The following is an 11,302-nucleotide window of genomic DNA, read 5'->3' as shown; positions in this document are numbered from 1 at the left end:
GCGGCGCTCGATCTCATAGGCGCCATCCGTCTTCCGACGAACACTGTTGCCCCCCAAACACCCGCCAAACATTTTGCCCCCACCCCAGCACTCGACCCTCGCCAAACCCCAACAAAATCAACCCCTTGAACCCGGCACAACTCCTGCAACAGGCCTCCCAAAGCCCAGTCCCCGCAGGAGCGCCCTTGAACACCCCCATCCTCCCCCTGATCCCGCTCTGCACCGCACTGGCCTTGCTCGGCTGCGAAAAAGCTGAGCAGCACGTCGCGCAAAGCACAACACCGCAAGCGGGCGGCACCCTGGTCTACGCCACCGACCGCGAGCCCACTTGCCTCGACCCGCATGTGGCCGGCGACATGCCTCAGGTGTTCGTCGCCCAGCAGTATCTCGATTCGCTGGTGTCGATGGACAGTCAGGGCCAGATCGGCCCCTGGCTAGCGACCAGCTGGGAAGTCTCACCGGACGGTTTGCGCTACACCTTCCACCTGCGCCGCGATGTGCACTTCACCGACGGCACGCCCTTCAACGCCGAGGCGGTCAAGGCCAACCTCGACCACATGGCCAACCCCAAGACCCAGTCCAGCACCGCCGGTGGCTATATCCGCCAATACCGCGACACCCAGGTGATCGACGCCTACACCGCCGAGGTAACGTTGGCCACGCCCTATGCGGCCTTCCTCGAAGTACTGGCCCAGGGCTTCCTTGGCATCCAGTCGCCCACCGCGCTGCTGCGCAGCCGCGACGCAAACTGCGAAAGCCCGGTGGGCAGTGGGCCGTTCAAGGTGGCGCGCTGGGACCGGCAGAACCAGGTGGAGCTGGTGCGCAACCCTGACTACAACTGGGCGCCACCGACCGCGCAGCACCAAGGCCCGGCCTACCTCGAGCGCATCGTCTGGAAGTTTATCCAGGAACCGTCGGTGCGCTTCGCCTCCTTGCAGGCCGGTGAGGTCGACGTGATCGAAGCACTGCCGCCGGAATCCCACGAGGCGGCGCGGCGCAACCCGGACGTGGACCTGATCATCGCCCAGCGCCCGGGCAACCCCACCAACGGCACCTTCAACCTGCGCCGTGCTCCGTTCGACGACATCCGTGTGCGCGAGGCCTTTGTGCGCAGCGCCGATGTCGAGGGTGCGCTCAAGAGTGTGTACTTCGGCGAATTCCCCCGCGCCGGTGGCCCGCTGAGCATCGCCACGCCGTTCTACAGCGGCGACTTCGAACACAGCCAGGACTACGACCCGGCCCGCGCCGCCAAACTGCTCGACGAAGCCGGCTGGACCCGCCGCGACAGCGAGGGCTACCGCACAAAGAACGGCCAGCGCCTGCGCGCCGTGGTGCTGATCGGTGCGCGCACGCCGCCGTCGGAGCTGACCTTGTGGGAGCAGGTACAGGCCACCACCCGCCAGGCTGGCCTGGAGCTGGTGCTCGACCAGATGAGCGACGCCCAGGTCACCGCCCGCCAAGCCGCCTGGGACTACGACATCCGCACCGGCTACTGGAACACCAACACCCCGGACGTGCTGCGCATCATCTTCACCACCGCGTTCGTGCAGCCGGCTGGCGTCGGCGGTTATCACCAGAACTCCTCCGGTTACGCCGACTCAGGCTATGACGCGTTGCTCGACAGCGCCCTGGCCACCCAGGACGCCGATCAGCGCCGCCAGCGCTACTTCAAGGCGCAGCAGCAGGCCGCCGCGCAGTACCTGCAACTCACCACCTACCCGCAAAGCACGCGTCTGGGCATCTACAAGACCGCCCACGGCGTGCGCCTGGAGCCTTCGCTGGCGGTGACCTACCTCTATGACGCATGGGTGAACAAATGAGTACGACGATATTTGCGGTGACCGACCCGCGCCGCGAACGGCTGGCCGCCCTGGGCCGGCGCGCCGCCATCCGCCTGGGCGGCGGCGTGCTGGTGCTGTGGGCGGTGGCGACCTTGACGTTCTTTGCCCTGCGCCTGATGCCGGGCGACCCGGTGCTGGCGATTCTCGGTGGCCCCAGCGCCAACCCAACGCCGGAGGCGATCGAGGCCGCCCGCGTAGAGTTCGGCCTCGACCAACCACTGGCCGTGCAGTACCTGCTTTACCTCGGGCGCCTGCTGCAAGGTGACCTGGGCGTGTCCTACTCGCAGCACCTGCCGGTGACCCGCGTGCTGGCCGAGCAGGGTGGGGCGACCTTGGAACTGACCATTGCCGCGCTGGTGCTGGCCTGGCTGTTGGTCCTGCTGCTGACGGTGGTCACTGCCGGGCGTGGCCGGGTGATTGGTGGCATCGCTTCGCTGGCCGAAACCCTCAGCGCGGCGTTGCCGCATTTCTGGCTCGGCGTGGTGCTGTTGGCGGTGTTCGCCTTCGGCCTGCGCTGGTTCCCACCTGCAGGCAGCGACAGCGTTGCCAGCCTGGTGCTGCCGGCGTTCTCGCTGGCGATTCCGTTGGCCGGGTTCATTGCCCAGGTCACGCGGGAATCCCTGGAGCTGACCCTCGAACAACCCTTCGTACTCACGGCCCGCACCCGGGGCCTGAGCGACCTGGCCGTGCGTTTCCGCCACGCCCTGCGCCATGCCTTGTTGCCCGGGGTTTCGCTGTCGGGCTGGGCCATTGGCGCGCTGATCAGCGGCGCGGTGGTGAGCGAGGTGATCTTTTCGCGCAAGGGTATTGGCCGCCAGCTGTACCAGGCGGTGCAGGCTCAGGACATGCCCTTGGTGATCGGTGTCAGCCTGGTGGTGGCGGCCGGTTATGTACTGGCGAACATTCTGGTCGACCTGCTGTACCAGTGGATCGACCCACGGCAACAGGAGGCTGCAGCATGACGGACCTGACCCTTGATCGAAGCCTCGCGCCGTTGCGTCGGCAACGCCAGTTGAAGCTGCCGCCACTGGGCGCCAGCCTGGCGATCCTGTTCCTGTTCGCCTTGGTGCTTGCGGCGCTGCTGCCGGGGCTGTTCACCCGCATCGACCCACTGGCCATCGTTCCCCGTGACGCCTTCCAGCCGCCGAGCTGGGCGCACTGGCTGGGCACCGACCAGTCGGGCCGTGACATCTTTGCGCGGATCATCCACGGCGCACGGCAAAGCCTGCTGATCGGCGTGGCGGCCACGGCCATTTCCATGGCCATCGCCATCACCCTCGGCTTGCTCGGTGGCCTTGGCGGGGCGCGGGTGGACCGTGCGCTGGGCTGGCTGCTGGAAGTGCTGTTCGCCTTCCCCAGCCTGGTGCTGGCGCTGTTGTTCGTGGCGGTGTTCGGCAGCGGCGTCGGCCCGCTGATCGTCGCCACTGGGCTGGGCGGCGCGCCGGGTTACGCGCGCATGGTGCGTGGCCAGGTGCTGGCGGTGCGCAATGCCGGTTACATCGAGGCGGCGCGGGCATTGGGGCATCCGACTTCGCGCATCGTGCTGCGCCAACTGTTGCCCAACGCGATGCGGCCACTGGTGGTGACGCTGACCATGGGCGTCGGCCAGGCCATCGTCTGGGCCTCGGCGCTGAGCTTCCTCGGTTTGGGCGCCCGGCCTCCGGCGCCGGAGTGGGGGACCATGTTGTCCATGGGCCGCGACTTCATCGCCAACGCCTGGTGGCTGACCTTCTTCCCCGGTCTGTTCATCGTCCTCACCACCTTGGCCACGACCGTGACTGGCCGCTATATCCAACAACGCCTGGAGGGCCGCCTGCCATGAGTGACAAGACCTTGATCGTCGAAGGCCTGAGCGTGGCTTTCCAGGGCCGTAGCGTGGTGCGTGACTTGTCCTTTACCTTGCAACCGGGCCGCTGCGTGGCGCTGGTCGGTGAGTCGGGATCGGGCAAGAGCGTCAGTGCGCGGAGCCTGGTCGGCCTGGCCGGTGCCAAAGCCCAGGTGAGCGCCCGTCAGCTGAGTTTTGCCGGGCATGACTTGCTCGACCTGAGCGAGCGCCAGTGGCGTGAAGTGCGCGGCAAGGACATCGGCTTCGTGTTGCAGGATGCGCTGGTGTCACTCGACCCGTTGCGTCCCGTGGGCAAGGAAATTCTCGAAGTGCTGCAGACCCACCGTTACGGTGACCGCCAACGCCGCGCCGCACGGGTGCATGAGCTGCTGGAACGGGTCGGTGTGCCTGACGTCGAGCTGCGTGCTTGTCAGCGCCCGGGGCAATTGTCCGGCGGCCTGCGCCAGCGTGCGTTGATCGCCAGCGCCCTGGCCCTGGACCCTGCGCTGGTGATCGCCGACGAGCCGACCACGGCACTGGACGCCACCGTGCAGGCGCAGATCCTCGAGGTGTTCCAGCAGATCAAGGCCCGCGGCGCTTCGCTGCTGATCATCAGCCACGACCTGGCGGTGGTCGCGCAGCTGGCTGACGATGTGGTGGTGCTGCGCCACGGTGAAGTGGTGGAGCAGGGGCCGATGCAGCAGGTGCTGCGTCAGCCGCGCCACCCTTACACCCGGGCCTTGCTGGCGGCCGTGCCGGCCGAGCATCCGCGTGGCAGCCGATTGTCGCCGGAGCGGGCAGGTGTGCGCCGTGAGCCGCGTGTGCGTGCGCACAGCGACGTGCTGCTCGAAGGCCGTGGCCTGGGCAAGCGCTACCTTGGCCCGGACGGGCTGGAACGCCAGGTAGTGCAGGGCGTCGACTTCACCTTACGCGCCGGGCGCACCCTGGGCATCGTCGGCGAGTCCGGCTCGGGCAAGACCACGGTGGCGCGCATCGCCCTCGGCCTGCTGCAGCCGGACCAGGGCGAGGTGCTGTATCGCGGCCAGCCGTGGAACCGCCCGGCCAATGCGGTGAGCGAAGCGCTGCGCCGGCCACTGCGCCGCGATATCAGCGTGATCTACCAGGACCCGCTGGGCTCGTTCGACCCGCGCTGGAGCGTGGCGCAGATTCTCGATGACGCCTTGCAGGTGACCGGTATCGAAGCGGCGGCCCGGCCGGCGCGTATTGCCGTGTTGCTCGACCAGGTGCGCTTGTCGGCCGACCTTGCCGAGCGTCGGCCTCTGCAGCTGTCCGGCGGCCAGCGCCAGCGGGTGGCGATTGCCCGGGCGATTGCCAGCGAGCCGAAGGTGATCATCTGCGATGAGCCAGTCTCGGCGCTGGACGTCTCGGTGCAGGCCCAGGTGCTTGACCTGCTGGCGGACCTGCAAGACGAGCTGGGCCTGGCGTACCTGTTCATCTCCCACGACCTGGGGGTGATCCGCCATGTCAGCGACGACGTGCTGGTGATGCGCCACGGCCAGGTGGTGGAGCAGGCGCCGGTCGAGGTGCTGTTCGAACGCCCGGCCCACCCCTACACCCAACGGTTGCTCGGCGCGGTGCCGCGCCTGCCTGGCAGCGGCGCCGAACTGGTGGTGCCACCGCTGGACCTGGAACACGAAGCCTTCGACCTGTTCGACGAAACCCGCCTCTGGAAAATCGCCATTTAAAGGACTGAACATGACCACATTCCAACGTTTCCCCACCCAGACGCCTGCGACCGACGTTGCGCAACTGAAGGCCCGTATCGCTGCCTTGTTGCCCGCCATCGGCGCAGGCGCCGCACAGCGCGAACGCGAACGCCAGCTGCCCCATGAAGCCATCGCCCAGCTCGCGGCAGCCGGGCTCTACACCGTGCGTATCCCGCGCCAATACGGCGGCCCTGGCGGTACCGTCAGTGATGTGATCGAACTGCTCTTGCAGATCGCTTCGGTCGACTCCAACGTGGCCCAGGCCCTGCGCCCGGGCTTTGCCTTTGTCGAGGGCCTGCTGGCCGCCGAGGCCGAGGGTGCCGAGCAGGAGCGCGAGCGCTGGTTTGCCCGTTACCTGCAAGGCGCCGTGATCGGCAATGCCGGCTGGGAACTGGGCGGCGCCAACGGCTCCATTGCAGCACGCCTGGTACGCGAGGGTGATCACTTCCGTGCCAACGGCAGCAAGTTCTACAGCACCGGCGCGTTGTTCGCCGACTATGTCAGCGCGGTGGCGCTGGATGAGGACGAGCAACCGGTGTCGTTCATCCTGCCACGCGACCGCGAGGGCCTGGAGCTGGTCGATGATTTCGACGCCATGGGCCAGCGCCTCACCGCCAGCGGCACCACCCACCTGAACAATGTGCGCGTCGAAGCCAGCGAGATTCGCACGCGTACCGTCGAGGAGGGCAAGCGCACCGTCGTCACGCCGTTCCTGCAACTGTTCCTCGGCACCGTACTGGCCGGCATCGCCCGCAACGCGCTGGAAGATGCCACGCGCTTTGCCCGCGAGCATGCCCGGCCGATCAAGCACAGCACGGCCAGCCGTTCGGTAGATGACCCGTATGTGGAACTGTCGGTAGGCGACATCGCCGCCCGTGCTTATGGCGCCGAGGCGCTGGTACTCAAGGCCGCAGCGACCATCGACAGGGCCTGGGCCGCGCAGCTGGACGAAGCGGCCGTGGAGCAGGCCGCCATCGAGGTGGCGCAAACCCAGTACCTGGTCGCGGAGCTGGCGCTCAAGGCGGCGGAAACCCTGTTCGATGTGGGCGGTGCTTCCACCACTGGCCGCCAACACAACCTGGACCGTCATTGGCGCAACGCTCGCACCGTGGCCAACCACAACCCGCGCCAGTGGAAGGCAGCGGTCGTCGGAGCCTGGCAGCTCAAGGGCACTCGTCCGCCTGTATCGGGGCTGTTTTGACCGCCCAGCCGGCCTTGCTCGCCGGCCACCTGCAAAGCCCGAAGGTGCCGGTGATCATCGGCGCTGCGCTGTTCATGGAGCTGCTCGACAGCACGGCGGTGATGACCGCACTGCCGCAGATGGCCGCCGATTTCGGCGAGCCGGGGCTGCGCATGAACCTGGTGGTGTCGCTGTACATGCTTGCGCTGGCGCTGTGCGTGCCGGTCAGCGGCTGGGCCGCCGAGCGCTTTCGCCCGCGCCAGGTGATGCTGTTGGCGATGGGCTTGTTCACCGCCGCCTCGCTGGCCTGCGCCCTGGCCGACACACTCTGGCAGCTGTGCCTGGGGCGCATGCTGCAGGGGGCGGCGGGGGCGTTGATGACACCGGTGGGGCAGGTGATCATCCTGCGCTGGTCGAGCCGTGAGCAGCTGCTGCAAGCCATGTCCTGGCTGGCCTTGCCGGCCCTGGTAGGGCCGTTGATCGGGCCACTGCTTGGCGGGCTGCTGGTGACGGTGCTGTCGTGGCACTGGATCTTCTTGATCAACCTGCCGATCTGCCTGGTCGGCTGTTGGCTGATCCTGCGCCATGTGCCGGACTATCCGGCACGGCCGGTGCCGCCGCTGGATGTGCGCGGCTTGCTGCTCAGTGGAGGCGCCTTGGCGATGCTGGTGTTCGGCCTGGAGTCGCTGGGGCTGCGGCAGTTGCCGTGGGCCTGGGCGCTGACGCTGGTCGCTGGCGGTGTTGCCTGTGCCTTGGGTTACCTGCTGCATGCCCGACGGCACCCCAGCCCACTGGTCGATCTTTCGCTGTTGCGCCTGCGCAGTTTTGGCGTGGCCCAGGCCGGTGGCGGGCTGTTTCGCCTCGGTTCGGCGGCGCAGCCGTTCCTGATCGTGCTGCTGTTGCAGAACTGCCTTGGCATGAGCCCGCTGGCGGCCGGTTGGCTGGTGGTCAGCGGTGGTGTGGGGGCGTTGTTGATGAAACTGCTGGCCGTGCCGCTGGTACGGCGCTATGGGTATCGGCGGGTGCTCAGTTGCAACGCCGTGCTCAGCGCTGCGGGGATTGCCCTGTGTGCCGGCTTTGATCGCGATACCGGGGTCTGGCTGATGGCGGTGGTGTTGTTCGCTGCAGGCCTGGTGCGCTCACTGCAATTTTCAACCTTGGGTGCGGCCAGTTATCAGGACGTGCCCGGTGAACGCTCGGCGGCGGCCAGCTCGCTGTCGGCGATGTCGGTGCAGCTGACCATGGCCATGTCGGTGAGTCTGGCCGGGGTGATGCTGGGGCTGTTGGCCGGGCTGGGCGGACGCAGTGAAACCTCGGTGGCCGACATTGCCACGGTGATGCTGCTGTGCGCTGGGGTGTGTGGGGCGTCCGGGTTGGTGTTCCGGCGATTGGCGGGCTGATGGTTGTGTTGCCTGTTCCGGCCTCTTCGCGGGCACGCCCGCTCCCACAGGGATTGCACAAGGCTCGGCCCTGTGGTGATCCTGTGGGAGCGGGCGTGCCCGCGAAGAGGCCAGTACAGGAATACTCAAATGGACAACCGCACCACCCGGTTATCCAGCACCTGCGGCTCCTGCGCCCGACGCTTGTTCACCACTAGCTCGCCGATCGCAATCAGCCGGGTGCGTGTGACATTGCGCGACAACCCAAGCAATTGCGCAGTATGCACCTGGTTGTAATGGCAGAAGTGATAGGCCGAACGCAGCAGGGCATTCTCGACCTTCTCGTACAAGTCCCCAGGCTGTTCCTCATACAACCGGCTGAACGCCTGCTGCAGCAGATCCTCCACGCCCTGGTTCGCGGGCTCTTCCTCCTGGCGCTCCAGGCGCAGGTTGGACAAGCGCAGGTCCTGCGCCTGCACCAGCCCGTCGCCGCACGTCAGCAAGCTATGGTGAATGACGTTCTCCAGCTCGCGAATGTTGCCCGGCCAGCTGTACTCGACCAGCTTGGCCTGGGCCTTGGGGCTGAGCTCCACCGGCCCGTAGCCCAGCCGTTCGCTGTAGCTGCGGATGAAGTGCCGGGCCAGCGGCAGGATGTCACCTGGCCGGTCGCGCAGCGGGTGCAGTTGCAAGGTCACCACATTCAGCCGGTAATACAGGTCTTCACGGAAGTGCCCGGCATTGATGGCTTTCTCCAGCTGCACGTTGGTCGCCGCCAGCACCCGCACATTGATCGGGATGCTCTTGCGCGAGCCCAGGCGCACCACCTCGCGCTCTTGCAGCACGCGCAGCAATTTGACCTGGATCGGCAGCGGCAGGTCACCGATCTCGTCGAGGAACAGCGTGCCGCCATTGGCCTCTTCGAACCAGCCGGCCTTGGCCGCCAGGGCGCCGGTGAAGGCGCCTTTTTCATGGCCGAACAACTCGGCCTCGACCAGCGACTCGGAAAACGCGCCGCAGTTGACCGCGATGAACGGGCCGTTGCGCCGGCCGCTGAGGTTGTGGATGTGGCGCGCGACCAGCTCCTTGCCCGTGCCGGTTTCGCCAATGATCAGGACGCTGGCCTCGCTGGGGGCGACCTGTTGCAGGTGGGCGAGCAGCGCCTGCGATCTGGGGTCTTCGAAGACCTGTGCGGTCGCCCTGATCGAGGTAGCCAGTGTCGGTGACGGGGGGAGGGTCAGCAGTTGCATGAGCGATCCTTAGGAATAGAAGGATGGAGCGGGACGCTTGCCGCCGAGGGCCCACTCGCCGAGCTCGTGGATACGGTAATCCACCGGGTCGTGCAGGGTTTGCGTCCTCAGGTTGCGCCAGTGGCGGTCAAAGCGCAGCGAGGCGTGGGTCGCGCGGGCGCCGGTTACCTCGAACAGGCGGTTGCAGATATCCAGGCCGTGGCGCGTGGCCGCGACCTTGGCGGTGCCGATGGCCAGGGCCAGGTCGCCGCGTTCTTCGGCGCTCAGCGCCTGCTCCTTGGCCCAGGCGCTGTCGAGCTGGCGGGCGGCGCGGGCGATCAGCAGGCGCACGCTCTCCAGGCCCACCCAGAACTCGCCGTAGTGGCGCAGCACGTAGGGGTCTTCGGCGCTGCTGGCAGCGCTGGAGCGGAACCACGGTCGGCTTTCCTTGAGGCTGTACTGGCGCGCTTCGTCGAAGGCGCCTTCGGCAATGCCGAGGAACAGGTTGGCAAAGTGCAGTTGGGCGATCAGCGGGCGCAGGGCGGCGAACGGCGTGCTCAGCGGGCCGGGGTCGAGCAGCAGCTCACTGTGCTCGACCCGCACCCGCTCGAACGTGGCGCTGCCACTGTCGGTCTGGCGCTGGCCGATGTTGTTCCAGTCGTTGTGCAGGGTGATGCCGGTACGCCCGCTGGGGATCGCGGCGATCAGCAGCTTGCCGCCGGCACGCTCGTCAACGGCCGAGGCGATCAGCATTTCCGAGTCGCTGGCGCCGGAGCAGAAGCTCTTCTTGCCGGAGAACTCGCACCAGCCGTCGAAGTGCTTGACCACGGTGCGGGTGTCCAGCGGGTTGAGGGCGTTGCCCCAGAACCAGTGCTTGCGCGCGGTCTGCTCGAACCACGGTTGCCACTGCTCCGGGCGCGAGAACAGGCGCACGGTGGCCAGCATGAGGTGGTGGAAGCCGAACACGTGGGCAATTGAACTGTCGACCCGGGCGAACTCGCGCACCACCTCGAAGGTGTCGTGCCAGTTTGCCCCTTGGCCGCCGAACGCCTGGGGAATCACCAGCGACAGCAAGCCGCTGTTGCGCAGGGCATCGCGTTCGACCTTGGGCGTGCCACCGCGCTCATCGCGCTCTACTGCGGTCTGGGCGAACTGTGTGGCCAGTTCGCGTGCGACCGCCAGTGCCGGGCGGGCCGCATGCAAAGGTGCATTCATGGCGGCTCCTCAGGCGCTTTGACGCAGTGCGTGGTGGGCGCCGAACAGCGGCACGGCGCGCTCGGCAGCCAGGCGGATGCGCGCGTCAAGGGCGTCGCTGGAGACCCGGTAGTCGGCAAGTTCGGCCTGGCTTGCGTAGACGCCAATTGGCAGGGTCAGGGCCTGCAGGAAGCTGAACAGCGGACGCAGCTGGTGGTCGAGCACCAGCGCGTGGCGTTCACTGCCCCCGGTGGCGGCGAGCAGCACAGGGGTATCGACCAGTGCATCCTGGCCGATCAGGTCGAACAGGTGCTTGAAGTGGCCTGGGAAGCTGCCGCGGTAGACGGGGGTGGCGACCACCAGCAAGTCGGCCTTTTCCACCAGGCGCAGTTGTTGTTCCACGGCTTCGGGGAGCTCGCTGCGCCATAAGGCGGCGCCCAGGGGCCGGGCGATGTCACCCAGTTCGATCAGGTGCGGCTTGATGTGAAGGTGCTGGCCCAGTTCGGCGAGGATGGCCTCGGTCAGGGTGAGGGTGCGCGATGGGCGGGTAGTACCACCCGACAGGGCGACGACGTTCAGTGGGGTGCTCATGGGCAGGTCTCCGGTTCTCGTTGAGCGGGGGACTTTGCTTGAGCAATCGTCGTGCCGATTCGTTAATTCGTTATGGATCAACAGGTTGCGAATATTTGATCGCGACCGGTGTTGCCTTGTGGGCGTTGTGTGTTGATCGGGTGTTGCGATGCAGACAGTTGGCCGGGTGTTGGCGGCTGTACAGTTGAACGAGTTATAGCGGATCTCTGTTTTGTTAAAAAAGAATAAGAGTTTATATTGTTATGCATTTTAGTTATTTTTGGCGTGTCGGGCGATGGCACCTGGGCATGGAGGTGGTGGACTTGAGTGTTGTGGTGGGGCTCAGATCGAGCGCCGCCC

At 66.9% G+C, this 11,302-nt stretch carries 9 protein-coding genes; 6 read left to right on the top strand and 3 right to left on the bottom strand.

What is annotated here, in order from left to right; translation table 11 throughout:
- Positions 1 to 185: 185 nt before the first annotated feature.
- From APH28_RS24560 to APH28_RS24535, 6 genes are read left to right on the top strand one after another with little or no spacing between them, the layout of a single operon-like run.
- Complete coding sequence (locus APH28_RS24560) at positions 186 to 1,820, top strand: ABC transporter substrate-binding protein (RefSeq protein ID WP_060513066.1); 1,635 nt, start codon at positions 186 to 188, stop codon at positions 1,818 to 1,820.
- Positions 1,817 to 2,803: an ABC transporter permease gene (locus APH28_RS24555; protein WP_060513067.1), complete on the top strand. Its 987-nt coding sequence runs from the start codon at positions 1,817 to 1,819 to the stop codon at positions 2,801 to 2,803. Before APH28_RS24560 ends, APH28_RS24555 begins: the two co-directional genes overlap by 4 nt.
- A complete protein-coding gene (locus APH28_RS24550; RefSeq protein ID WP_060513065.1) occupies positions 2,800 to 3,663 on the top strand; it encodes an ABC transporter permease in 864 nt (287 codons plus the stop codon). The genes APH28_RS24555 and APH28_RS24550 overlap by 4 nt, the downstream gene beginning before the upstream one ends.
- On the top strand, positions 3,660 to 5,372 hold the full coding sequence (locus APH28_RS24545; RefSeq protein ID WP_060513064.1) for an ABC transporter ATP-binding protein: 1,713 nt from the start codon (positions 3,660 to 3,662) through the stop codon (positions 5,370 to 5,372). Before APH28_RS24550 ends, APH28_RS24545 begins: the two co-directional genes overlap by 4 nt.
- Positions 5,373 to 5,382: 10 nt before the next feature.
- Entirely contained in the window at positions 5,383 to 6,594 is a 1,212-nt protein-coding gene (locus APH28_RS24540) for an acyl-CoA dehydrogenase family protein (RefSeq protein ID WP_060513063.1), read from the top strand.
- Positions 6,591 to 7,973, top strand: a complete 1,383-nt coding sequence (locus APH28_RS24535; protein WP_060513062.1) for an MFS transporter — start codon at positions 6,591 to 6,593, stop codon at positions 7,971 to 7,973. Before APH28_RS24540 ends, APH28_RS24535 begins: the two co-directional genes overlap by 4 nt.
- Positions 7,974 to 8,098: 125 nt before the next feature.
- Here the strand turns inward: APH28_RS24535 and sfnR are convergent, their stop codons facing one another.
- Genes sfnR through msuE form a run of 3 tightly spaced genes read right to left on the bottom strand, consistent with a single transcriptional unit; the run spans position 8,099 to position 10,963 of the window.
- On the bottom strand, positions 8,099 to 9,199 hold the full coding sequence (gene sfnR / locus APH28_RS24530) for a sigma54-dependent transcriptional activator SfnR (protein WP_060513061.1): 1,101 nt from the start codon (positions 9,197 to 9,199) through the stop codon (positions 8,099 to 8,101).
- A 9-nt stretch (positions 9,200 to 9,208) separates the two neighbouring features.
- Positions 9,209 to 10,393, bottom strand: a complete 1,185-nt coding sequence (locus APH28_RS24525) for an acyl-CoA dehydrogenase family protein (protein ID WP_060513060.1) — start codon at positions 10,391 to 10,393, stop codon at positions 9,209 to 9,211.
- Positions 10,394 to 10,402: 9 nt separating this feature from the next.
- Entirely contained in the window at positions 10,403 to 10,963 is a 561-nt protein-coding gene (gene msuE / locus APH28_RS24520; RefSeq protein WP_060513059.1) for an FMN reductase, read from the bottom strand.
- Positions 10,964 to 11,302 lie beyond the last annotated feature (339 nt).

Origin of the sequence: Pseudomonas sp. NBRC 111124, from assembly GCF_001320245.1 — a bacterium.
Taxonomy (GTDB): domain Bacteria; phylum Pseudomonadota; class Gammaproteobacteria; order Pseudomonadales; family Pseudomonadaceae; genus Aquipseudomonas.
The sequence above is the reverse complement of the archived record's forward strand: the minus strand, read 5'-3'. Positions and strand labels throughout refer to the sequence as shown.

Bases quoted from the DNA above. Each gene is read 5' to 3' on its own strand.
- APH28_RS24555 (WP_060513067.1), top strand. From the start codon at position 1,817: ATGAGTACGACGATATTTGCGGTGACCGACCCGCGCCGCGAACGGCTG.
- APH28_RS24550 (WP_060513065.1), top strand. From the start codon at position 2,800: ATGACGGACCTGACCCTTGATCGAAGCCTCGCGCCGTTGCGTCGGCAA.
- APH28_RS24545 (WP_060513064.1), top strand. From the start codon at position 3,660: ATGAGTGACAAGACCTTGATCGTCGAAGGCCTGAGCGTGGCTTTCCAG.
- APH28_RS24540 (WP_060513063.1), top strand. From the start codon at position 5,383: ATGACCACATTCCAACGTTTCCCCACCCAGACGCCTGCGACCGACGTT.
- sfnR (WP_060513061.1), bottom strand. From the start codon at position 9,199: ATGCAACTGCTGACCCTCCCCCCGTCACCGACACTGGCTACCTCGATC.
- APH28_RS24525 (WP_060513060.1), bottom strand. From the start codon at position 10,393: ATGAATGCACCTTTGCATGCGGCCCGCCCGGCACTGGCGGTCGCACGC.
- msuE (WP_060513059.1), bottom strand. From the start codon at position 10,963: ATGAGCACCCCACTGAACGTCGTCGCCCTGTCGGGTGGTACTACCCGC.